This window comes from Kitasatospora terrestris (assembly GCF_039542905.1).
In the GTDB taxonomy this organism is placed as follows: Bacteria; Actinomycetota; Actinomycetes; order Streptomycetales; family Streptomycetaceae; genus Kitasatospora; species Kitasatospora terrestris.
Genome location: NZ_BAABIS010000001.1, coordinates 6,738,236 through 6,760,917 on the forward strand (window position 1 = coordinate 6,738,236; position 22,682 = coordinate 6,760,917).

The 22,682-nt window shown below is 74.0% G+C and carries 19 protein-coding genes; 17 read left to right on the plus strand and 2 right to left on the minus strand.

The window, feature by feature from the left end; genetic code table 11:
- Positions 1-270: 270 nt before the first annotated feature.
- Positions 271-1,068, minus strand: coding sequence for a LysR family substrate-binding domain-containing protein (locus tag ABEB06_RS30895; protein WP_345700202.1), 798 nt, complete (start codon positions 1,066-1,068; stop codon positions 271-273).
- Positions 1,069-1,146: 78 nt separating this feature from the next.
- Here ABEB06_RS30895 and ABEB06_RS30900 point away from each other — a divergent pair, with 78 nt between their 5' ends.
- A complete protein-coding gene (locus tag ABEB06_RS30900; protein ID WP_345700203.1) occupies positions 1,147-1,560 on the plus strand; it encodes a DUF5997 family protein in 414 nt (137 codons plus the stop codon).
- 16 nt (positions 1,561-1,576) lie between these two features.
- On the opposite strand, the gene ABEB06_RS30905 is transcribed toward ABEB06_RS30900, so the two are convergent.
- Complete coding sequence (locus ABEB06_RS30905; protein ID WP_345700204.1) at positions 1,577-2,164, minus strand: endonuclease/exonuclease/phosphatase family protein; 588 nt, start codon at positions 2,162-2,164, stop codon at positions 1,577-1,579.
- 159 nt (positions 2,165-2,323) lie between these two features.
- Between ABEB06_RS30905 and ABEB06_RS30910 the strand changes: the two genes are divergently transcribed.
- From ABEB06_RS30910 to cobT, 16 genes are all read left to right on the plus strand, one after another.
- Entirely contained in the window at positions 2,324-3,358 is a 1,035-nt protein-coding gene (locus ABEB06_RS30910) for a C40 family peptidase (RefSeq protein ID WP_345700205.1), read from the plus strand.
- Positions 3,359-3,500: 142 nt separating this feature from the next.
- Positions 3,501-4,529 (plus strand): N-acetyl-gamma-glutamyl-phosphate reductase, encoded by a 1,029-nt coding sequence (gene argC / locus ABEB06_RS30915; RefSeq protein ID WP_345700206.1) that lies wholly within the window; start codon positions 3,501-3,503, stop codon positions 4,527-4,529.
- A 32-nt stretch (positions 4,530-4,561) separates the two neighbouring features.
- Complete coding sequence (gene argJ, locus ABEB06_RS30920) at positions 4,562-5,716, plus strand: bifunctional glutamate N-acetyltransferase/amino-acid acetyltransferase ArgJ (protein WP_345702046.1); 1,155 nt, start codon at positions 4,562-4,564, stop codon at positions 5,714-5,716.
- A 19-nt stretch (positions 5,717-5,735) separates the two neighbouring features.
- Positions 5,736-6,668, plus strand: a complete 933-nt coding sequence (gene argB / locus ABEB06_RS30925; protein ID WP_345700207.1) for an acetylglutamate kinase — start codon at positions 5,736-5,738, stop codon at positions 6,666-6,668.
- Complete coding sequence (locus tag ABEB06_RS30930; RefSeq protein WP_345700208.1) at positions 6,665-7,867, plus strand: acetylornithine transaminase; 1,203 nt, start codon at positions 6,665-6,667, stop codon at positions 7,865-7,867. The genes argB and ABEB06_RS30930 overlap by 4 nt, the downstream gene beginning before the upstream one ends.
- 23 nt (positions 7,868-7,890) lie before the next feature.
- Positions 7,891-8,439 (plus strand): arginine repressor, encoded by a 549-nt coding sequence (locus tag ABEB06_RS30935; RefSeq protein ID WP_345700209.1) that lies wholly within the window; start codon positions 7,891-7,893, stop codon positions 8,437-8,439.
- A gap of 86 nt (positions 8,440-8,525) precedes the next feature.
- On the plus strand, positions 8,526-9,947 hold the full coding sequence (gene argH / locus ABEB06_RS30940; protein WP_345700210.1) for an argininosuccinate lyase: 1,422 nt from the start codon (positions 8,526-8,528) through the stop codon (positions 9,945-9,947).
- Positions 9,948-10,004: 57 nt separating this feature from the next.
- Positions 10,005-11,378: an FAD-binding oxidoreductase gene (locus tag ABEB06_RS30945; RefSeq protein WP_345700211.1), complete on the plus strand. Its 1,374-nt coding sequence runs from the start codon at positions 10,005-10,007 to the stop codon at positions 11,376-11,378.
- 37 nt (positions 11,379-11,415) lie between these two features.
- Positions 11,416-11,892, plus strand: a complete 477-nt coding sequence (locus ABEB06_RS30950; RefSeq protein WP_345700212.1) for an RNA polymerase sigma factor — start codon at positions 11,416-11,418, stop codon at positions 11,890-11,892.
- A 264-nt stretch (positions 11,893-12,156) separates the two neighbouring features.
- Positions 12,157-12,651: a GNAT family N-acetyltransferase gene (locus ABEB06_RS30955; protein WP_345700213.1), complete on the plus strand. Its 495-nt coding sequence runs from the start codon at positions 12,157-12,159 to the stop codon at positions 12,649-12,651.
- A 403-nt stretch (positions 12,652-13,054) separates the two neighbouring features.
- Positions 13,055-14,074: a methionine ABC transporter ATP-binding protein gene (locus tag ABEB06_RS30960; protein WP_345700214.1), complete on the plus strand. Its 1,020-nt coding sequence runs from the start codon at positions 13,055-13,057 to the stop codon at positions 14,072-14,074.
- Positions 14,071-14,811 carry a methionine ABC transporter permease gene (locus ABEB06_RS30965; RefSeq protein WP_345700215.1) on the plus strand — a complete coding sequence of 247 codons (741 nt, stop codon included), beginning with the start codon at positions 14,071-14,073 and terminating at the stop codon, positions 14,809-14,811. Before ABEB06_RS30960 ends, ABEB06_RS30965 begins: the two co-directional genes overlap by 4 nt.
- Before the next feature lie 54 nt (positions 14,812-14,865).
- Complete coding sequence (locus tag ABEB06_RS30970) at positions 14,866-15,702, plus strand: MetQ/NlpA family ABC transporter substrate-binding protein (RefSeq protein WP_345700216.1); 837 nt, start codon at positions 14,866-14,868, stop codon at positions 15,700-15,702.
- A gap of 112 nt (positions 15,703-15,814) precedes the next feature.
- Complete coding sequence (locus ABEB06_RS30975) at positions 15,815-16,438, plus strand: GNAT family N-acetyltransferase (RefSeq protein WP_345700217.1); 624 nt, start codon at positions 15,815-15,817, stop codon at positions 16,436-16,438.
- A gap of 129 nt (positions 16,439-16,567) precedes the next feature.
- Positions 16,568-17,809 carry a precorrin-6y C5,15-methyltransferase (decarboxylating) subunit CbiE gene (gene cbiE, locus ABEB06_RS30980; RefSeq protein ID WP_345700218.1) on the plus strand — a complete coding sequence of 414 codons (1,242 nt, stop codon included), beginning with the start codon at positions 16,568-16,570 and terminating at the stop codon, positions 17,807-17,809.
- A 474-nt stretch (positions 17,810-18,283) separates the two neighbouring features.
- On the plus strand, positions 18,284-22,621 hold the full coding sequence (cobT, locus tag ABEB06_RS30985) for a nicotinate-nucleotide--dimethylbenzimidazole phosphoribosyltransferase (protein ID WP_345700219.1): 4,338 nt from the start codon (positions 18,284-18,286) through the stop codon (positions 22,619-22,621).
- The last annotated feature ends 61 nt before the right edge of the window (positions 22,622-22,682 follow it).

Sequence of the window (22,682 nt, forward strand, 5' to 3'; positions counted from 1 at the left end):
CACCCACCGTGTCGCGTCGGCGAAATCTGTAGGGTCTCGATGCATGAAACCGTGATCACCGGAAATTGCCTCGTCCCGCACCCGGACGCGCTGCCGCCCGCGGGTCCGGGACATCCGCAGGGCGCAGCCGCCACCGGCGGCCACGGGAGTCCCGGCTCCGCCGGTGCCGCCCGCCGTCCACCGGGCCGGTCGGCGTCTGCCGCACGGTGGGCGCGGCAGCGGGATGTGCGGCGCGGGGTGGCTGACAGGAGTCCGCGGGCGCGTGCGGGGTCAGCCGCGGCGGCGGGGCTTGCCCGGGCGGGAGGCGGCGCCCTTGCGGGGGGTGGAGCCCTGGCCGGTGCGCTTGGCGCCGGCGGCGGAGCGGTTCCCGGCCGCCTTGCCCTTCGCGGGCTGCTGCGGCTTGCGCGGCTGCTTGGTGGCGGCCTGCTGCTGCCGGTCGGCGCCGGCGACGCCGCGGGAGCTGTTGACGGTACGGCCGCGGACGATGCCGATGAGCTCCTCGACCAGCACGGGGGTGTCCTCGCCAGTCGGCCAGGACAGCGCGATCCGGGACTCGGGGGCGTCGGCGACCGTGCGGTAGGTGAGGTCGCGGCGGTGGTGGAGGCGGGCCAGCGACTGCGGCGCGACCAGGACGCCGATGCCGGCGGCGACCAGCTCGACGGCGTCGCCGGTGGTCGCGGGGCGCTGATGCGCGGGCTCGCCGGGCAGCTCGTCCCAGCCGAGGGTGTCGTCGAGCGGGTGGAGCACGACCTCGTCGGCGAGGTCGGCCAGGGTGATCTCCTCGGCCGCGGTGATCACGTGGTCCTTGGGGACGACGGCGACCGTGGTCTCGGTGTACAGCGGGATGGCGTTGAGCGCGGTCCTGTCGACCGGAAGGCGCAGCAGCGCGGCGTCCGCTCCGCCGCTGAGCAGCAGCCCGGCGGCCTCGCCGGGGTCGGCGGCCACCAGGGTGAGCGGGATGTCGGGGAGCCGCTCGGACCAGATCCGCACCCACTTGGTGGGCGTCACCCCGGGCACGTAGGCGAGCCGGAACTCGGCGGGCAGGTCGGCGCTGATGGGGCTGGTCACCGGCCCAGCGTACCGGCCGCGGGGGGTCGGCCGAGGTCGTGGTCGGGGCGGCGGCGCGCGCTCGTTACCCTTGACCCCATGACGTCCCACCAGACCGCCCAGACGATGAAGCCCGCCACCGCGGCGAAGAAGCTGGGTGTGTACCTGCCCGCCACGCCCGCCGAGTTCCAGGAGGGCGTGGTTTCGCGTGCCGAGCTGAACTCCCTCCAGGCCGACCCGCCCGAGTGGCTGCGCGAGCTGCGCCGCACCGGTCCGCACCCGCGTCCGGTGGTGGCGGCGAAGCTGGGCGTGTCGATCGCGGGTCTGGCGCGCGGCGGGGTCACCGAGGCGCTGACCACGGAGCAGATCGAGGCGTTGAAGGACGAGAACCCGCTGTGGCTGCAGCACGAGCGCGCCACCCAGGTCGATGTCCGCAAGGAGGCGGTCCGGATCAAGGAGAAGAACCGCCAGAAGGACGCCCAGAAGGACGCGCAGAAGGACGCCCGGAAGTAGTCACGGGCCCCGGCGGTCAGCCGACCACGGCCCGGACCGGGTTGTGGTCGGAGAGGCCGTGCACGTCCCGTACCGCCGCGTCGCGCCCGGCGAGGCCGCCCCGGACCACCACGTGGTCGATCCACTGGGATTTGGGCGCCCCGGGTTCCCGCGGCCGGGTCGGACCGGCGCCAGCCGGCAGTGCGGTGACCGTGCAGTCCGGGCCGAGTCCGGCCGCCACCACGGTGCGGTCGGCGTTGAAGTCGCCGAGCAGCACCGCGGGTCCGTCGCCCGCGGCCTCGGCCACCACCTCGCCGGGGCCGTCGAGCAGCAGCACCAGGTGTTCGGCGCGGTCGTCGAGCTGGGTGGGGATCCGCCGGGGTTCGGGGGTCCGCGGGTAGCGCAGCAGGTGGGTGGTCCGGCCGCCGGGCAGGGCCGCGCGCAGGGCGGCGAGTTGGTCGCCGCTGACCTCCTGCAGGGCGATCACCTGCTCGGTCATCGCGACGATCTCGGCGGTGACGCCGGTGATCCGGTCGGCCTCGGCGGGCCAGCGGTCGAGCATCTCGCCGGCGTGGTTCTCGGCGTGGACGCGGTGCAGCACGTTCCAGGTGGCGACGGCGGTCATGGGCCGATGGTACTGACGGAGAGTCAATCCGCTGTCACGGAGGCGAGTTTGTTCGGTTCCCGAGTGGACGTGCGGCGGGACCCTCATTACGGTCTGGTATCGAACCTGTATTCCGGACCTTCACCCGTGGGGGTGGGTCCGCAGGAAGAGGAGCCCGCCTTGGCCACGCACCGCCGCCCCAAGCAGTCGAGCCGCGCACGGCTGACCGTGTTCACCGGTGCTGCCGCGACCGCGGTCGCGCTGACGGCCCAGCTGGCCGCGCACGCCGACCCCGCCCCGACCAAGGACGAGGTGAAGGCGCAGGTCGACAAGCTGGCCGAGCAGCAGGAGCAGGCGGCGGAGCGGTACAACGGCGCCAAGGAGCGGGCCGACCAGCTGCGCAAGCAGGCCGACCAGCTGCAGGACCAGATGGCCCGCAGCCAGGCGCAGCTGACCGAGCTGGCCTCCGGGCTGGCGGAGGTGGCCGGCGAGGAGTACCGGCAGGGCGGGGTCGACCCGTCGATACGCCTGATGCTGTCCAGCGACCCGGACGGGTACCTGGCGCAGGCGTCCAGTTACGAGCAGGCCGCCAACACGCAGGCGGACTCGCTGAAGGCGCTCAAGGACCAGCAGCGCCGGTTGGACCAGCAGAAGCAGGAGGCGACGGCGGTCCTGGCCGAGCTGGACGGCTCGACCAAGGTCCTGAACGACGCCAAGAACGAGGTGCAGTCGAAGCTCCAGGAGGCGCAGCGGCTGCTCTCCCGGCTGAGCCGGGCCGACCAGGCCGCGATCCGGGCCGGCGGCGGTGAGACGGCCTCGCGCAGCGCCTCCCGGGTGGACCCGGCCACGCTGCCCCCGGCCGGCGGCGCCGCCGCGATCGCGGTGAAGACCGCGCTGGAGCAGCAGGGCGACCCGTACAAGTGGGGCGCGACCGGCCCGAACACCTTCGACTGCTCCGGCCTGATGGTGTTCGCGTACGCGAGCGCGGGCGTCTCGCTGCCGCGCACCTCCCAGGAGCAGGGCAACGCAGGGACGAACGTGGGCACCGACTGGCACAACGCCCAGCCCGGCGACCTGGTGGTCTACCACTCCGACCGGCACCACGTCGGGATGTACATCGGCAACGGCCTGGTGGTGCACGCGCCGCAGACCGGTGACGTGGTGCGGACCATGAAGGTGGACGCGATGACGATCAACACCATCCGCCGGATCTGACCCGCGGCGCGCGCCCGCGGATCCCCGCCTGAACGCCAGGAGCCGGCCCGGAGACGGGCCGGCTCCTGGCGTTCACCTTGAGCTCCTTGCATGAATGTTCCGTGCTGCGTATATTCATGCCAAGCTTCAAGGAGGGAACGCCATGGCATTGCGAGTTGCCGTCGCCGGCGCCAGCGGGTACGCGGGGGGCGAGGTGCTGCGCCTGCTGCTCGGCCACCCGGAGGTGGAGATCGGCGCGCTGACCGGCGCCTCCAACGCCGGGACGAGGCTGGGGCTGCTCCAGCCCCACCTGCTGCCGCTGGCCGACCGGGTGCTGGAGCCGACCACGGCCGAGACACTGGCCGGCCACGACATCGTCTTCCTCGGCCTGCCGCACGGCCAGTCGGCCGCCGTCGCCGAACAGCTCGGCGAGGATGTGCTGGTGGTCGACCTGGGCGCCGACCACCGGCTGGCCTCGGCCGCCGACTGGGAGCAGTTCTACGGCTCGCCGCACGCCGGCACCTGGCCGTACGGCCTGCCCGAGCTGCCCGGCCACCGGCAGGCGCTCAAGGGCGCCAGGCGGATCGCGGTGCCGGGCTGCTACCCGACCGCCGTCTCGCTGGCGATGTTCCCGGCGTACGCGGCGCAGCTGGTCGAGCCGGAGGCCGTGATCGTCGCGGCGTCCGGCACCTCGGGCGCCGGCAAGGCGGTCAAGGCGCACCTGCTGGGCAGCGAGGTGATGGGCTCGATGAGCCCGTACGGCGTGGGCGGCGGCCACCGGCACACCCCGGAGATGGCGCAGAACCTCACCCCGCTCGCCGGGGAGCCGGTCACCGTCTCCTTCACCCCGACGCTCGCCCCGATGCCGCGCGGCATCCTGGCCACCTGCAGCGCCAAGGCGAAGCCGGGCGTGACGGCCGGGCAGCTGCGCGCCGCCTACGCCGAGGCGTTCGCGGCCGAGCCCTTCGCCCACCTGCTGCCCGAGGGGCAGTGGCCGCAGACCAGCTCGGTCTACGGCTCGAACGCCGCGCTGGTCCAGGTCGCGCTGGACCCGCACGCCGGGCGCCTGATCGCGATCAGCGCGATCGACAACCTGGTGAAGGGCACCGCCGGCGGCGCGGTGCAGAGCATGAACATCGCCCTGGGCCTCCCCGAGGAGCTGGGCCTCCCGCTGAACGGAGTCGCACCGTGACCGACACTCAGACCGTGTCCGAGCCCAAGAACGTGGGCGTGACGGCGGCGAAGGGCTTCCGCGCGTCGGGCGTCACCGCCGGCATCAAGGCCTCCGGCACCCCGGACCTCGCCCTGGTCGTCAACGAGGGCCCGTCCTTCGCGGCGGCCGGCGTCTTCACCTCCAACCGGGTCAAGGCCGCGCCGGTGCGCTGGTCGGAGCAGGTGCTGAAGGCCGGCGAGCTGGCCGCGGTGATCCTCAACTCCGGCGGCGCCAACGCCTGCACCGGTCCGGAGGGCTTCCAGGACACCCACGCCACCGCGGAGAAGGTGGCCGCCGAGCTGAACGTCGGCGCCGGCGAGGTCGCGGTCTGCTCGACCGGCCTGATCGGCCAGCGGCTGCCGATGGGCATCCTGCTGCCGGGCGTGGAGACGGCCGTCGCGGCGCTCTCGCCGACCGGCGGCGAGCAGGCGGCGATCGCCATCAAGACCACCGACACCGTGCACAAGACCGCCCAGGTCACCCACGCGCAGGGCTGGACGGTCGGCGGCATGGCCAAGGGCGCGGGCATGCTCGCCCCGGGCCTGGCCACCATGCTGGTGGTGGTCACCACCGACGCCCTGGTCCCCGCCGCCGAGTTGGACGCCGCGCTGCGCGGCGCCACCCGGACGACCTTCGACCGGGTCGACTCCGACGGCTGCATGTCCACCAACGACACGGTGCTGCTGCTGGCCTCCGGCGCGGCCGGGGTAGCCCCGGAGGCCGCGGAGTTCGCCGAGGCGGTCCGCACCGTCTGCGACGACCTGGCCCGGCAGCTGATCGGCGACGCCGAGGGCGCGTCGAAGGAGATCCGGATCGACGTGGTCAACGCCGCGAGCGAGGACGAGGCCGTCGACGTGGCCCGCACCATCGCCCGCAACAACCTGCTGAAGTGCGCCATCCACGGCGAGGACCCCAACTGGGGCCGGGTGCTGGCCGCGATCGGCACCACCGCCGCCGCCTTCGACCCGGACCGGCTGGACGTCGCCATCAACGGGGTCTGGGTCTGCCGTGACGGCGGCGTCGGCGAGGACCGCGACCTGGTCTCGATGAAGGACCGCGAGGTGGTCATCACCGCCGACCTCAAGGCCGGCGCCGAGAGCGCCACGGTGTGGACCAACGACCTCACCGCCGACTACGTCCACGAGAACAGCGCCTACTCCACCTGATCCCGGGGGGACAGAGACCGTGAAGATCGCACCCAAGGGCGAACAGGCCCGCAGCAACGCCGCGTTGCCCAAGGCCCGCACCCTCATCGAGGCGCTCCCGTGGCTGGAGCGCTTCCACGGCAAGACCGTCGTGATCAAGTTCGGCGGCAACGCCATGGTGGACGAGGAGCTGAAGTCCGCCTTCGCCCAGGACGTGGTCTTCCTGCGCTACGCCGGCCTCAACCCGGTCGTGGTGCACGGCGGCGGCCCGCAGATCAGCGCCCAGCTCGACAAGTTGGGCCTGGAGTCCTCGTTCACCGCGGGCCTGCGGGTCACCACCCCGGAGACCATGGACGTGGTCCGGATGGTGCTGGCCGGGCAGGTGCAGCGCGAGCTGGTCGGCCTGCTCAACGGCCACGGCCCGTTCGCGGTCGGCATGACCGGCGAGGACGCGCACACCATGACCGCGGTCAAGCGGTACGCGGTGGTGGACGGCGAGCAGGTCGACATCGGCCTGGTCGGCGACATCGTCAACATCGAGGCCGGTGCGGTGAAGGCGCTGATCGCGGACGGGCGGATCCCGGTGATCTCCTCGATCGCCCGCGGTGCCGACGGCCACGTGTACAACATCAACGCCGACACCGCCGCGGCCGCGCTGGCGGTGGCGCTGGGCGCGGAGATGCTGGTGGTCCTCACCGACGTCGAGGGCCTGTACCGGGACTGGCCGAACTCGGACGACGTGATCAGCCAGCTGAACGCCTCCGAGCTGGACGCCATACTGCCCACCCTGGCCAGCGGCATGCTGCCCAAGATGGAGGGCTGCCTGCGGGCCGTCCGCTCCGGCGTGGGCACCGCCCGCGTGCTGGACGGGCGGGTGCAGCACTCGCTGCTGCTGGAGATCTTCACCGACGAGGGAATCGGCACCATGGTCGTGCCGGACGACGAACCGACCGTGACCGGGGGACTGGCATGAGCGACAACACCCAGATGACGCAGCGGTGGCAGCACTCGCTGATGGACAACTACGGCACCCCGCGGCTGCCGCTGGTCAAGGGCGAGGGCGCCACCGTCCGGGACGCCGACGGCAAGGAGTACCTGGACCTGGTCGCGGGCATCGCGGTCAACGCCCTCGGCCACGCCCACCCGGCGATCGTCGAGGCGGTCACCGCCCAGATCACCACCCTCGGCCACGTCTCCAACCTGTTCATCGCCGAGCCGCCGGTCGCGCTCGCCGAGAAGCTGCTGGAGCTGGCCGGCCGGCCGGGCCGGGTGTTCTTCTGCAACTCCGGCGCCGAGGCCAACGAGGCCGCCTTCAAGATCGGCCGGCTGACCGGCCGGACCCACGTGGTCTCGCTGCAGGGCGGCTTCCACGGCCGGACCATGGGCGCGCTCACGCTGACCGCCCAGCCCGCCAAGCAGGACCCGTTCAAGCCGCTGCTCGCGGACGCCACCTACGTGCCGTTCGGCGACGTCGAGGCGCTGCGGGCGGCCGTCACCACCGAGACCGCCGCGGTCTTCCTGGAGCCGGTCCAGGGCGAGAACGGCGCGATCCCGCTGTCCGGCGAGTACCTGCGGGCGGCCCGCGAGATCACCCGGGCCACCGGCACCCTGCTGGTCCTGGACGAGGTGCAGACGGGCATCGGCCGGACCGGCCACTGGTTCGCCCACCAGGCGTACGAGGGCGTCGACCCGGACGTCGTCACGCTGGCCAAGGGCATCGGCGGCGGTCTGCCGATGGGCGCGGTGCTGGCCTTCGGCGAGGCCGGCGACCTGCTCCACCCGGGTCACCACGGCACCACCTTCGGCGGCAACCCGGTGGTCGCCGCCGCGGGTCTCGCGGTGATCGACACCATCGAGGGCCAGGGCCTGCTGGACCACGTCCAGAAGCTCGGCGAGCGGCTGAAGGCCGGCATCGAGGCGATCGGCGATCCGCTGGTCAGCCACGTCCGGGGGGCCGGTCTGCTGCTCGGCATCGTGCTCACCGAGCCCGTCGCCGCCCAGGTCCAGGCCGCCGCCCAGCAGGCCGGCTTCCTGGTCAACGCGGCCGTCGCCGACGCGGTCCGGCTGGTGCCGCCGCTGGTGCTCACGGAAGCGCAGGCGGACGCCTTCCTGGCGGCCCTGCCCGGCATCCTCCGCTCGGTCCGCGAGGCCGCCCCCGGCGCGACCGCCTGACCCCAGTCCGGGAGAATCGTCATATGACCGCACCTCACGCCGACCAGCCCGCCGCCGGTCCGACGCCGCAGGTCCCGCAGACCCGCACCGCGCGCCACCGGCGGATCGTGGACCTGTTGACCCGTCAACCCGTCCGTTCGCAGAGCCAGCTGGCCAAGCTGCTCGCCGACGACGGGCTGGTGGTCACCCAGGCCACGCTCTCCCGGGACCTGGACGAGCTGGGCGCGGTGAAGATCCGCAACCGGGACGGCGCGCTCATCTACGCCGTCCCGGCCGAGGGCGGCGACCGCACGCCGCGTGCACCGATGGGCGAGTCCGCCAGTGAGGCCCGGATGGCCCGGCTGGCGGGCGAGCTCATGGTCTCCGCCACGGCTTCCGGCAACCTCGTGGTGCTCCGCACCCCGCCGGGCGCGGCCCAGTTCCTGGCCTCCGCGATCGACGCGGCCGAGGTCTTCGAGGTCATCGGCACCATCGCCGGCGACGACACCGTGCTGCTGATCAGTCGCGACCCGGCCGGCGGCCAGGCGCTGGCCGACCACCTGATGCAGCTGGCCCAGGCCAAGGCCCAGTAGCGCTACCCCCGCCTTGCTTGTGGAAGTCATACGGGCTGGTGCATACTTATGCCGATCGCTGTATGGATACCAAGGGAGCTCCCGCGATGACTGCCGACCGGAACGCCGACGTCCGACTCTGGGGAGCGCGCTTCGCCGACGGCCCCTCCGAGGCGCTGGCCAAGCTCTCCGCCTCGGTCCACTTCGACTGGCGGCTTGCCCCGTACGACATCGCCGGCTCCAAGGCCCACGCCCGCGTCCTGCACAAGGCCGGCCTGCTCGGCGACGCCGAGCTCGACGGCATGCTGGCCGGCCTCGACCAGCTGCTCGCCGACGTCGAGGCGGGCAGCTTCGTCGGCACCGTCGCCGACGAGGACGTGCACACGGCGCTGGAGCGCGGCCTGCTGGAGCGGCTCGGCGCCGACCTCGGCGGCAAGCTCCGGGCCGGGCGCTCGCGCAACGACCAGATCGCCACGCTGTTCCGGATGTACCTGCGCGACCACGCCAGGACCATCGGCGGCCTGCTCCTCGACCTCCAGCACGCCCTGGTCGGCCTCGCCGAGGCGCACCCCGACACCGCGATGCCGGGCCGCACCCACCTCCAGCACGCCCAGCCGGTGCTCTTCGCCCACCACGTGCTCGCCCACGTCCAGGCCCTCGGCCGTGACGCCGAGCGGCTGCGCCAGTGGGACGCCCGCACCGCGGTCTCCCCGTACGGCTCCGGCGCGCTGGCCGGCTCCTCGCTCGGCCTGGACCCGCAGGCGGTCGCCGCGGACCTCGGGTTCGAGGGCGGCTCGGTCGGCAACTCGATCGACGGCACCGCCTCGCGCGACTTCGTGGCGGAGTTCGCCTTCGTCACCGCGATGATCGGCATCAACCTCTCGCGGATCGCGGAGGAGATCATCATCTGGAACACCAAGGAGTTCGGCTTCATCACGCTGCACGACGCCTTCTCCACCGGGTCGTCGATCATGCCGCAGAAGAAGAACCCCGACATCGCCGAGCTCGCCCGCGGCAAGTCCGGCCGCCTGATCGGCAACCTGACCGGCCTGCTCGCCACCCTGAAGGCACTGCCGCTGGCCTACAACCGCGACCTCCAGGAGGACAAGGAGCCGGTCTTCGACTCCTGCGACACGCTCGAGGTCCTGCTGCCCGCCTTCACCGGCATGGTCGCCACGCTCACCGTGCACCGCGAGCGGCTGGAGGAGCTGGCGCCGGCCGGCTTCTCGCTGGCCACCGACATCGCCGAGTGGCTGGTCAAGCAGGGCGTGCCGTTCCGCGTCGCGCACGAGGTCGCGGGCGCCTGCGTCAAGGTCTGCGAGGCCCAGGGGATCGAGCTGGCCGACCTCACTAACGAGCAGTTCGCATCGATCTCCGAGCACCTGACGCCCGAGGTCCGGTCGGTGCTGAGCGTCCACGGCGCGATCGCCTCGCGCAGCGGCCGCGGCGGCACCGCCCCGTCGGCGGTCGCCGTCCAGCTCGCCGAGATCAAGGCGGACCTGGCGGTCCAGGAGTCCTGGGTGAAGTGAGCAGCCCCGTCCGGGGCTCCCCGAGCCCCGGCGGCACTTCGCCGTAATACTGGAACGGTGAAGGCTGCGGACGCCCTCCGTGAGGGCTTTCGGGGGCAGGTGGTGGTGCCCGGCGACGCCGGGTACGACGCGGCGCGCGCGGTGTGGAACGGCGCGATCGACCGCCGGCCCGAGGTGATCGCCCGCTGCACCGGCACCGCCGACGTCCTGCGGGCCGTCACCGTGGCCCGCGAGCACGGCCTGCTCACCGCCGTCCGCGGCGGTGGCCACAACATCGCGGGCCTGGCGGTCTGCGACGGCGGCATGGTGATCGACCTGTCCGCGATGCGCGGGGTCCGGGTCGATCCGCAGCGCCGGATCGCCCGGGCGCAGCCGGGCACCACCTGGGGCGGCTTCGACCACGAGACGCAGGCCTTCCGGCTGGCCACGCCGGGCGGCCTGATGTCCTCCACCGGCATCGCGGGGTTCACTCTCGGCGGCGGCTTCGGCTGGCTGAGCCGCGCGTACGGGCTGGCCTGCGACAACCTGCTGGAAGCGGACGTGGTGACGGCGGAGGGCCGGGTGGTCACCGCGAGCGCGGCCACCCACCCCGACCTGTTCTGGGGTCTGCGCGGCGGCGGCGGCAACTTCGGTGTCGTCACCACCTTCACCTACCGCCTGCACCGGATCGGCCCGGCCGTGCTGTGCGGCGGGCTGTTCTTCCCGGCCGAGCACCTGGCCGCCACGGTCCGTGCGGTCCGCGACCTGATGGCGGACGCCCCGGACGAGCTGTTCGCCTCCTGCATCTTCGGCCGGGCGCCGGCCGCGCCCTTCCTGCCGGCCGGGTGGCACGGGCGGCCGGTCGTCCGGGTCGGGGTCTGCTGGGCGGGTCGCGCGGACCGCGGGCGCGAGGTGGTGGCGCCGCTGCGGGCGCTGCCGCACCTGGTGGCGGACGCCGTGCAGACCCGGCCGTACACCGTGTGGCAGCAGATGCTGGATCCCGGCTGGGGGCCGGGCGCGCACAACTACTGGAAGTCGGAGTACCTGTCGGTGCTCGACGACGCCGCGATCGACACGGTGGCCGCGCACTTCGCGACCGTCACCTCGCCGCTCTCCGACGTCAAACTCGCCTTCCTCGGCGGCGCGATCGCCCGGGTCGGTCCGGAGGACACCGCGTACACCCACCGCGCGGCGCCGTACCTGCTGAACATCAACAGCCGCTGGGAGTCGGGCGAGCCGGATCCGCACGTGGCGTGGACCCGGGCGTTCTGGAACGCGATGCGGCCGCACTCCTCGGGCGGGGTGTACGTGAACTTCCTCGGCCAGGAGGGGCCCGGCCGGGTCCTGGAGGCGTACGGCAGGGCGAAGTACGAACGGCTGACGGCGCTCAAGGACCGCTGGGACCCGGAGAACTTCTTCCGCGTCAACCAGAACATCCCGCCCAGCGTCTGACCGTTACCTCGGGCCGCGCCGGGCCGTCATACCGGGCGTGCTCCCCGTGACCGAGCTGCGGCCCGCGCTCACCGCCTTCCTCACCGTCCTCGCCACCGGCGCCGGCGTGGACGCCGACGACCTGGAACAGTCCGTCTGGCTACGTGCGATGGAACGCTCGCGGACCTCCGGCCTGCCGGTCGACGTCCGCAACTGGCTCCGCGGCCTCGCCGTCCGCGAGGCGCTGTCCGGCCGCGGGGGCGGCCCGGAGACCGCGGTGGCGCGGGTGACGCAGCGTCATCGCGGGCCGGAGGAGGAGCTGCTCCGGGCGGAGCGGAGCGAGTCCCTCCGGCGTGCGCTCGACCTGGTGCCGGGCCGGTGCCGGGAGCTGCTGGAGGAGCTCGCGGCCTCGCCGGACCTCACCTACCGGCAGCTGGCCGACCGGCTGGACCTGCCGCGCGGCTCGATCGGGCCGCTCCGCTCGCGCTGTCTGGGGCGGCTGCGGTCGCTGGTGGCGGCGGTGCGGGAGGAGTGACGCTCGCCACGTCGGGCGTCCGGAAGGTTGAGATCACCCGTATGGCGGGTAGAGCGGTGGCGAACGCCTCCCTTGACGGTCGCTCGACTGCCCGGATACTGAGCGTAAGCGCAGTGTCGGCTCCCGTGAGCGGTACCACCGTCGGGCGGGGCGTCGCTGCGCTTCTCCCGGACCGGGCAGATCCCCGTCCGGGCACACCTCGGACAGGGCGGGTGCGAGACCCTCACACGCGCGCCGGCCACGACGATGGGGAGGCCCCCGCACATGGGCATGAGTGTGATCATCTCGACGGCACGCCAGGACGAGGCGGAGCAGATCCTGAAGCTCCAGTACCTCGGTTACCAGGGCGAGGCCGAGCTGTACGCGGACTGGACGATCGACCCGCTGACGCAGACCCTGGAGAGCCTGCGCGAGGAGCTGGCGGAACGCCACGTCCTGGTCGCCAGGCTCGGCGACGAGGTCGTGGGCTCGGTCCGCGGCTGGGTGGACGAGGAGGGCGTGGGCCGGATCGGCCGCCTGGTGGTCCACCCCCGGATGCAGCGCCACGGCCTGGGCCGGCGGCTGCTGGCCGGGATCGAGGCGCAGCTGGCCGAGGCCGGCGCGGTGGGCGGCTTCGAGCTGTTCACCGGCCACCGCAGCCTGGCGAACCTGCGTCTGTACCAGCGTCAGGGCTACCGGCAGACCGGGGTCCGCGAGGTGTCCCGGCAGCTGTCGATCGTCACCATGGCCAAGCCCGTCGCGGCCTCCCTGGCGGCCTGAGAAGACCGTCGCGGCCCCCGCGGCGCCCGCCCCGTGACCGGGGGCGGGCGCCGTTCGCCTTGGTGCGCCCGTGTCGTGTCCACATATCGGACGTCGACTCCTGATAATTGGGACCGTGTCCATATGTCTGATTTACTTGCTGGCATGACTGCGACGACGAACTGCACCCCCACCGGCACCGTGCCGGCAGGTGAGCGCTGCATGTGTCGTCGAATGTGTCGCCGCTGAGCGCCCCTCCTCCCGCCCAGCCTTCTCCTCCTGTCGCCGCTGATGACTCGTTAGGGCCATGCCCGCGAGCATCCCCGCCGCCCACCGGCCACGATCGACACAGCGACAGGAACTGATTCCCTTTCACAGGCGCGGACCGCCGCGAGTCGTCCGCCCCCGAACAACGGAAGCAGCTGTGATCACCACCAAGGACCTGACGAAGGTCTACCGCTCCCGGGGCCGCGAGGTCACCGCCCTGCACGGCGTCGACCTGCACGTACGCGAGGGCGAGGTCTACGGGGTCGTCGGCACCAGCGGCGCCGGCAAGTCCACCCTGATCCGCTGCGTGAACCTGCTGGAGCGCCCCAGCTCCGGCAGCGTCACCGTGGACGGCGTCGAGCTGACCGCGCTGCCCGGCGGCGAGCGGGCCGGCCGCGAACTGCGCGAGGCCCGCCGGCGGATCGGCATGGTGTTCCAGCACTTCAACCTGCTGTCCTCGCGCACCGTCCAGCAGAACGTCGAACTCCCGCTGGAGATCATCGGCCTGGACCGCACCCAGCGCCGCCGCAAGGCCGCCGAACTGCTCGACCTGGTCGGCCTCGGCGACCGCGCCCGCAGCTACCCGAGCCAGCTCTCCGGCGGCCAGAAGCAGCGCGTCGGCATCGCCCGGGCGCTGGCCGGCGACCCCAAGGTGCTGCTCTCCGACGAGGCCACCAGCGCCCTCGACCCGGAGACCACCCGCTCCATCCTCAAGCTGCTGCGCGACCTCAACCAGCAGCTCGGCCTGACCGTCCTGCTGATCACCCACGAGATGGACGTGATCAAGTCGGTCTGCGACTCGGCGGCGCTGATGCGCGGCGGCCGGGTGGTGGAGTCCGGCGGCCTCACCGGGCTGCTCGCCGACCCGAACTCGCAGCTCGCCCGCGAGCTGTTCCCGCTCGGCGACTTCGGCAGCGGCCACCCCGGCCGGACCGTCCTGGAGATCACCTTCCAGGGCGACGCGCCCGCCCAGCCGTTCGTCTCCCAGCTCGCCCGCACCTACCAGATCGACATCAACATCCTCGGTGCCGCGGTGGAGACCATCGCCGGCCTGATGGTCGGCCGGATGCGCGTCGAACTGCCCGGCAGCCACCAGGACAACGTGGTGCCGATCGGCTACCTGCGCGAGCAGGGCCTGCAGGTGGACGTGCTGGACGTGAACGGAGCCGCGGCATGACCTGGGACCAGATGCAGGAACTGATGTGGCCCGCCACCTGGGAGACCCTGGGGATGGTCGGCCTCAGCTCGGTCATCACCATCGTGGTCGGCCTGCCGGTCGGACTGCTGCTCGTGCTCACCGACAGGGGCGGGCTGCTGCAGAACCTGGCGGTCAGCCGGGTGCTCGGCATGATCGTCAACATCGGCCGCTCGATCCCGTTCATCATCCTCGTGGTCGCGCTGATCCCGTTCACCCGCTGGGTCACCGGCACCACCCTCGGCTGGCAGGCCGCCAGCGTGCCGCTGGCCGTCGGCGCTATCCCGTTCTTCGCCCGGCTGGTGGAGACCTCCGTCCGCGAGGTCGACCCCGGCCTGGTCGAGGCGGTGCAGTCGATGGGCGGCTCCACCCCGACGATCGTCCGCAAGACCCTGCTGCCCGAGTCGCTGCCCTCGCTGATCGCCGCCGTCACCACCACGGTGATCGCGCTGATCGGCTACTCGGCGATCGCCGGCGCGGTCGGCGGCGGCGGCCTCGGATCCCTCGCCATCACCTACGGCTACCAGCGCTTCGAGACCGCCTTCATGTGGGTGATCGTCGCGGAGATCGTGGTCATCGTGACCGTCCTGCAGACCATCGGCGACCAGGCCGCCCGCAGGCTCTCCCACCGCGGCGACTACGCCAGCCCGCTCGCGTTCTTCCGCAGCGCCGCCGCCCGGCCCGCCGAGGCCGAAGAGGACACCCTGTCCGTCCACTGAACTTCCGCTCCCACCAGGAGCGGTCCGCAAGAAACCCGCAGAAAGGCACTTTTCGTGCGTAACGTTCTGAAGACCACCGTCGTCACCGCCACGGCCGCCGGCCTCGCCCTCACCCTCGCGGCGTGCGGCAGCGACAGCTCGACCGGCGGTGCCTCCGCCGACCCCAACAAGGCCCTCACGGTGGTCGCCAGCCCCACCCCGCACGCCCAGATCCTCCAGTACGTGAAGGACAACCTGGCGGCGTCGGCCGGGCTGAAGCTCGACATCAAGGTGGTCAACGACTACGTGACCCCCAACACCTCGGTCCAGGACGGCTCCGCGGACGCCAACTACTTCCAGCACGTGCCGTACCTGGAGGAGTTCAACAAGAAGAACGGCACCAACGTGGTCTCGGTGGAGACCGTCCACCTGGAGCCGCTCGGCCTCTACTCCAAGAAGGTCAAGGCCGTCACCGAGCTGGCCGACGGCGCCCAGGTCGCGCTGCCCAACGACGCCACCAACGAGGGCCGGGCGCTCAAGCTGCTCGCCGACAACAACGTCATCACCCTCAAGTCCGGCGCCGGCGTCACCGCCTCCGTCCAGGACATCGCCTCCAACCCGAAGAACCTCAAGTTCAAGGAGCTGGAGGCGGCCCAGCTGCCGCGCGCCCTGCCGGACGTGGACGCCGCCGTCATCAACGGCAACTACGCCCTGGAGGCCAACCTCAAGCCCGCCACCGACGCGCTGATCCTGGAGAAGGCCGAGGGCAACCCGTACGCCAACATCCTGGCCGTCAAGAAGGGCAACGAGAGCGACCCGCGGGTCAAGAAGCTCGCCGAGCTGCTCCACTCCGACCAGGTCAAGAAGTACATCCAGGACACCTTCCAGGGCTCCGTCATCCCGGCGTTCTGACACACCGTCGACCGACCCCCGGCGTGGCCGCGCCGGGGGTCGGTCGTGCAGTATGCAACTCCATGGGTACGGGGCGTACGGTGTGTCAACGACCCGGCGAGGAGATGACGGCATGGCAGCGAGCTTCCCCGAGACAGCCATCAGCACCGACCGGTTGCTGCTGCGCCCGCTTGCGGACGAGGACGTGCCCAGCCTGGTCGCGATGTTCGACGACGAGCCGGTCCGCACCTGGACCGACTATCCGCAGCCCTACACCGAGGCGCACGCCCGCGAGTTGGTCCGCCTGCTCGCCCCCGCCAGACGGGCCGACGGGCGCGGAATCGTTTTCGCCGTCACCGAGCACCTCACCCAGCGCGTCGTCGGCCTCGCCGAACTGCGCCGCACCGACTGGCGGCTGCGCGCCACCGAGGTCCGCTTCCTCACCGCCTCCTGGGCCCGCGGCGAGGGCTACGCCCCCGAGGCCGTGCTCGGCGTCGCCCAGTGGCTGTTCGAGGACCGCGACTTCCAGCGCCTCGAACTGCGCACCGCCGCCGGCAACGCCGCCGCCCAGCAGGTCGCCCAGAAGACCGGCGCGATCAGCGAGGGCGTGCTGCGCAACGCCGCCACCGTCCGCGGCGACTGGGGCGACGCCGCCGTGGAGCGCACCGACCTGATCGTCTGGAGCCTGCTCCCCGAGGACCTCGACCCCGCCGGCGGCTCCGACCGGGCCGAACGCCCGTACGCCCTGCGGGACTGATCCCCGCCGCCCCACCGATCGCGCGCCCGTGCGGCCACGGCGGCGGCACAACCGGTAGCCTCTGGTGCTGGACGCGCCGTGCCGGCGCGGCCGACCACGGGGCGGACCAGGCGAGGGAGAGCGGCCGGGATGGCTGACCGGATCACGGTCATCGGGTGGGACGGAACGCCGCTCACGGAGGCCGCCGCCGGCGCGCTCGCCGGAGCGACACTGGTGGCCGGAGCGCCCTACCAACTCAACGCCCTGCCGGTGCCGGCGACCGCCGAGCGGATCGGCCTCGCGGACCTGCGCACCGCCGCCCGCCGGCTGGCCGAGCACCGCGGCACCGCCGTCGTCGTCGCCGAGGGCGACCCCGGCTTCTTCGGCGTGGTGCGCACCCTGCGCCGCCCCGAGTTCGGCCTCGAACTCGAGGTGCTGCCCGCCGTCTCCTCCGTCGCCGCCGCCTTCGCCCGGGCCGGCATGGCCTGGGAGGACGCCCAGGTGGTCTCCGCGCACGGCGGCCGGCTGCGCCGCGCGGCCAACATCTGCCGCGCCCACCCCAAGGTCGCCGTCCTCACCACCGCCGACGCCGGCCCCAGCGAGCTCGCCCTGATGCTGCGCGGCGTCCCGCGCACCTTCGTGGTCTGCGAGGGCCTCGGCACCCCCGAGGAGGACGTCACCGTCCTCGACTCCGAACGCGTCCCCGACCACGACTGGCGCGAGCCCAACGTCGTCCTGGTCATCGGCGGCGGCCCGCAGCCCGGCGAGGAGGCGGCCGGCTGGCTGGCCGGCCGACCGCTGGGCTTCCCCCGCCCGGACCGCGGCTGGGCGCTGCCCCGCGGGGCGTACGCGGGCGCGGACGCCGGTGCCCGGCGCGCCACCGCCCTGCCCTCGCACGTCCGCGCGCTGGCGCTGGCCCGGCTCGCGCCCGTCCCCGGCGACCTGGTCTGGACGGTCGGCGCCGGCGACGGCGCGCTCGCCGTCGAGACCGCCGGCTTCGGTGCCGCCGTGGTCGCCGTCGAACCCGACCGCGCCGCCTGCGCCCGGATTTCCGCCAACGCCCGCCGCCGCGGCGTCGAGGTGGAGACCGTCCCCGGCGAACCCGCCGACGTGCTCGGCGGCCTGCCCGAACCCGATGCCGTCGCCGTCGAGTCCGGAGGCGCCGACGTGGTCCGCGAGGTGGTCGCCCGCCGCCCGGAACGCCTGGTCGCGGTCGCCGGCTCACTGGCCGAATCCGGCGAGATCCACCGCATCCTCACCTCCGCCGGGTACCGCACCGACGGCGTCCTGCTGCAGTCCGCGCCGCTCACCGCGGACCCCGGCGCCGCCGCGGGAGCGACCCTCGGACGCGCCGACTACACCCTCCTGATCTGGGCCGAGCAGCCCGATTGAGCCCGGCCGCCGCACCGTGCCGACCACCCCTCGGACAGCCACGGTGATCCCGGTCGCATCCGGACACCGTTTCGAGAACGCGTCCGCCGCGGCCGGTAGGGTTGGGCCCCTGGGTTGCGCTCGCCGACCGGTGCATCGTGTCCGATCCGGCACGGTTGTCCCCTTTTTGACGCGTTGCAATCCGGAATGACCCGGCTTGCGGGCATTCGACGCGCTGCGCACCGGCCCGGAAGAATGCCCACGGGCCCCGGAGCGGTCGTGCCGCTTGCTCGGGGTTGTCGTTGTTTCAGATGGCGCGCCACCCCGACGGGTGACGCCCGTCCGGTGCTCGACGCCGGACGGTCCGGCCGCAGGTGCTAGTGCTAGGTGCAGACAGGGGCGGGTCGGTGCGAACCCGCCCCCGGCGGAGGTGGGTGCGGCGGTCGGCGACCGCGGCACCGAGGGCGCGCAAGCGGCCCGGAAGGAGCTTTTGACATGACCGATGGCGGCCACGTCCCCAACGGCGGCCCGCTCGCGCCCGAGCCCGGCGACCCCGGGCACGTGCCCGGCGCGCCGCTCGGCAGCCCCTGGTCCACCGAGCACCGGCCCGCGTACACCTTCCTCGACCAGCCCGACCAGCTGGACGAGGAGGAGGACGTCCTGCTGATGCCCGGCCCGCAGGCCGCCTGGGGGGAGCCCATCCACGGCGCCGTCGAGACCGTCAACGTCGACCCCACCCCCGCCGACCTCCCGGTCGGCGACACCATGCCGCTGCGCACCGTCGACGACCCGGCCGCCGCCACCCCGCCCGCCGGCACCCCGGTCGCGCCCTCCTGGCCGCCGCTCACGCCGCCCGCCCCGGCCGCCGCAGAACCGGTTGTGCAGCCCGCGCCCGCGCCAGCGCCCGTCGTCGAACCGCTGACGGCCGCTCAGCCCCAGCCGCGCCGACCCCTGCACGCCGGCCCGCCGATCCCGGACCCCTCCCTGATGACCGGGCACGTCCCGGTCCGCTCGCTCGCCGACCGCGGCCCCTCCACCACCCCCGGCGGCACCCCCGCCTACGGCGTCCCCGTCCCGCCCGCGCCGCCGCTCACCCCGCTCTTCAGCGACGCCCAGCAGCCCGTACCCGCGGACGCCACCGCCGTTGCCCAGCCCGCACCCGCGGACGCCACCGCGCAGCCGGTGCCCGCGGACGCCACCGCTGTTGCCCAGCCCGCACCCGCGGACGCCACCGCGCAGCCGGTGCCCGCGGACGCCACCGCTGTTGCCCAGCCCGCACCCGCGGACGCCACCGCGCAGCCGGTGCCCGGCGAGGCCCCCGCGGCGGTGGCCGCGCCCGCCGCCGCGCAGCCCGCACCCGCGGACGCCACCGCTGTTGCCCAGCCCGCACCTGCGGAGATCGCCGCGCAGCCGGTGCCCGGCGAGGCCCCCGCAGCGGTGGCCGCGCCCGCCGCCGCGCAGCACCTGCCGTTCGACGCCGTCGCCCAGCCCGTGCCCGCCGCCGATCCCGCGCTCGTGGACCCGACTGCGGCGGCCGTTGCCGCCGCCGCGCAGCCCGTTCCCACCGAGGCCGCCGCGGCAGCGCCCGTCGCGCAGCCCGCGCCCCTGGACGCCACCGCTCAGTTGGCGCCCGCGGTCACCGCCGAGCAGCCCCTGCCCGGCGACGGCGCCGCCGTCCAGTCCGCGCCCCTGGACGCCGCCGCGGCAGCGCCCGTGGCCCAGCCCGTCCCGGCAAACGCCGTCCCGGCCACGCCCGTTGCGCAGCCCGTACCCGCCGACGCCCTCCAGCCGGCTCCGGCGGAGGCGGCGTTCCCCGGCGGGCCGTCGCCCGCGGGCGCACCGCACCCGGGCGCCGTCGGTCCTGACGGTCTTCCGCTCGCCGCCGTGCAGCCCCTCGCCGTCGGTGCCGACGGCCAGGTCCCGGCACCGGCGCAGCCGTTCGCGGTCGGCCCGGACGGTCAGCCGCAGGTCCCCGCCGCCGAGCCGGTCGCCCAGCCCGCCGCTGTCGGTCCCGACGGCCGACCGCTTCCGGTGGGTCCGGACGGTCTTCCGCTCGCTGCCGGGCAGCCCTTCGCCGTCGGTCTCGACGGCCAGGTCCCGGCCCCGGCCCAGCCGGTCCAGGTCGGCCCCGAGACGCTGCACCTCGCCGCCCCGGTCGCCCCGCTGCCCGGTGACGCCCAGCCTGCCGCCGTCGGCCCGGACGGACAGCCGCTCGCTCCGGTCGGCGCCGAGACGCTGCACCTCGCCGCCCAGGACGCCGCGCCCACCGCCGACGCCCCGGCCGCTGCGGCGGGGGCCGACGCGGTGTCCGCCGGCGCCGCGCCCACTGACGCCGTGTCCGCCGACGTCGCCCCGGCGCAGCCGCTGGACGCCGCGGTCGTGGCCCCTCAGCCGCCCCTCGCGGACCCGGCGCAGCCCGTCCATGCGCCGGCGGGGGAGTCCCAGGAGCAGCCCGCCCCTGCCCAGCCCGCTCCTGCCCAGCCCGCTCCTGCCGAGCTCGCCGGACCCGAGACCGTCGCCGCGGTCCCGGCCGACGCGACACTCTTGCTGTCCGCGGAAACCGCGCTCGCGCAGGAGCCGGCCGCCGCCGTGCAGCCGGTCGCGGTCGTCGTCGCGGAGCCGGTGGAGGCCCCGGAGGAGGCCCCGGCCCAGGCGGAGATCCCGCCGCAGCAGAGCGGTAGAGGCGGCCAGCACCGCCGGATCTCGGCCTTCCTCGCCGACCCGGCTCCGGCCCTCACCGACCTCGTCCCGGCCGACCTCGCCCCGGCGGAGGCCCCCACCTCCGCCGACCTTCCCCAGGCCGACGCCCCCACCGCCACCTCCGAAGAGCCGAGCGCCACCGTGTCCACCGCAGAGCCCGCCCCGATCGCCGCCGACCTCCCCCCGGTCGACGCGTCCACCCTCACCCCCGACGCCCCGGCCGCCGAGCAGACGGCCGCCGAGCAGACGACCGTCGAGGCCGTCGCCACCGAGCTCATCGTCGAGGCCGCCACCGTCGAGGGCACGACCGCCGAGCCGGTCACCGCCGAGCCGGTCACCGCCGAGCCCGTCACCGCAGAGGACGCCGACGCCGAGCGGCCGCCGGCCGCCCCGGGCTTCGACGACGCCGGCCGCGACGCGGTGCACCAGGTGATCCGCGAGCGCCGCGACATCCGCAACGGCTTCCGCGGCGACCCGATCCCGCACGAGGTGCTGATCCGCGTCCTCGAGGCGGCCCACACCGCGCCGAGCGTCGGCTACTCGCAGCCGTGGGACTTCGTGGTGATCCGCTCGTCCGAGACCCGCCGCAAGATGCACCAGCTGGCGATGCGACAGCGCGACGAGTACGCGGACTCGCTGCCCAAGGGCCGGGCGAAGCAGTTCAAGGAAATCAAGATCGAGGCGATCCTCGAGACCCCGGTCAACATCGTGGTGACCGCCGACCGCACCCGCGGCGGCCGGCACACGCTCGGCCGGCACACCCAGCCGCAGATGGCCCCGTACTCGGCCGCGCTGGCCGTGGAGAACCTGTGGCTCGCGGCCCGCGCGGAGGGCCTGGGCGTCGGCTGGGTCAGCTTCTTCGACGAGGAGGAGATGGTCCGCGAGCTCGGCCTGCCCGAGCACCTGGACGTGGTGGCGTACCTGTGCGTCGGCTACGTGGACTCCTTCCCGGACGAGCCGGAGCTGCAGCAGCAGGGCTGGGCGAAGAAGCGCCCGCTGTCCTGGGTGGTGCACGAGGAGCAGTACGGCAACCGCGCGCTGCCCGGCGAGGAGCCGCACGACCTGCTGTCTGACACCCTCCGGGGCATCCGCCCGCTGGACGCGAAGGCGCTCGGCGAGGCGTGGGACCGGCAGAAGCGGATGACCAAGCCGGCCGGTTCGCTCGGCATGCTGGAGATCATCGCGGCGCAGCTGTCCGGCCTGTCCCGGAAGTGCCCGCCGCCGATCCCGGAGCCCGCCTGCGTGGCGATCTTCGCGGGTGACCACGGCGTGCACGCCCAGGGCGTGACCCCGTGGCCGCAGGAGGTCACCGGCCAGATGGTGGGCAACTTCCTGGCCGGGGGAGCGGTGGTCAACGCCTTCGCCGCGCAGGTGGGCGCCGAGGTGTGCGTGGTGGACGTCGGCGTGAAGGTGGACCTGCCGGAGGCGATCCAGCAGGGCCGCACCACCGGTCTGCTGCCGCGCAAGGTCAAGCCGGGCACGGACGACATGACCCAGGGCCCGGCGATGAGCCGCGACGAGGCGCTGCGGGCGGTCGAGGTGGGCATCGAGACCGCCCGCGACCTGGTCGCGGCCGGCAACAAGGTGCTGATCACCGGTGACATGGGGATCGCCAACACCACCGCGTCCGCCGCGCTGATCTCGGTCTTCACCGGTGCCGACCCGGTCGAGGTGACCGGTCGCGGCACCGGCATCGACGACGAGACGCACGCCCGCAAGGTGGACGTGATCCGCCGGGCGCTGGCCCTGCACCAGCCCGACCCGGCGGACCCGATCGGCGTGGTCGCCGCGGTCGGCGGCCTGGAGCACGCCGCCCTCGCCGGCTTCCTGCTGGGCGCGGCGTCGCTGCGCACCCCGGTGATCCTGGACGGCGTGATCGCCGGCTCCGCCGCGCTGGTCGCCAAGGCGATCGCCCCCGAGGTGCTCGCCTCCTGCATCGCCGGCCACCGCTCCGCGGAGCCGGGCCACCAGGCGGCGCTCGCCAAGCTCGGCCTGCGTCCGCTGATCGACCTCGACCTGCGGCTCGGGGAGGGCACCGGCGCCCTGCTGGCCCTGCCGCTGGTGCAGAGCGCCGCCCGGGCGATGCACGATGTAGCCACCTTCGACTCCGCCGGGGTCACCGAGAAGGCCTGACCCCCATCAGGATCCCCACCCCGCACCGGCCCGAGGGCGCGCCGGTGCGGGGTCGTCCCCT

Excerpts from the sequence above, each read along its gene's own strand:
- argH (WP_345700210.1), top strand. The coding sequence starts at position 8,526 with ATGACTGCCGACCGGAACGCCGACGTCCGACTCTGGGGAGCGCGCTTC.
- cbiE (WP_345700218.1), top strand. The coding sequence starts at position 16,568 with ATGGCTGACCGGATCACGGTCATCGGGTGGGACGGAACGCCGCTCACG.
- cobT (WP_345700219.1), top strand. The coding sequence starts at position 18,284 with ATGACCGATGGCGGCCACGTCCCCAACGGCGGCCCGCTCGCGCCCGAG.
- argC (WP_345700206.1), top strand. The coding sequence starts at position 3,501 with ATGGCATTGCGAGTTGCCGTCGCCGGCGCCAGCGGGTACGCGGGGGGC.
- ABEB06_RS30955 (WP_345700213.1), top strand. The coding sequence starts at position 12,157 with ATGGGCATGAGTGTGATCATCTCGACGGCACGCCAGGACGAGGCGGAG.
- ABEB06_RS30935 (WP_345700209.1), top strand. The coding sequence starts at position 7,891 with ATGACCGCACCTCACGCCGACCAGCCCGCCGCCGGTCCGACGCCGCAG.
- ABEB06_RS30905 (WP_345700204.1), bottom strand. The coding sequence starts at position 2,164 with ATGACCGCCGTCGCCACCTGGAACGTGCTGCACCGCGTCCACGCCGAG.
- ABEB06_RS30930 (WP_345700208.1), top strand. The coding sequence starts at position 6,665 with ATGAGCGACAACACCCAGATGACGCAGCGGTGGCAGCACTCGCTGATG.
- ABEB06_RS30965 (WP_345700215.1), top strand. The coding sequence starts at position 14,071 with ATGACCTGGGACCAGATGCAGGAACTGATGTGGCCCGCCACCTGGGAG.
- ABEB06_RS30975 (WP_345700217.1), top strand. The coding sequence starts at position 15,815 with ATGGCAGCGAGCTTCCCCGAGACAGCCATCAGCACCGACCGGTTGCTG.
- ABEB06_RS30900 (WP_345700203.1), top strand. The coding sequence starts at position 1,147 with ATGACGTCCCACCAGACCGCCCAGACGATGAAGCCCGCCACCGCGGCG.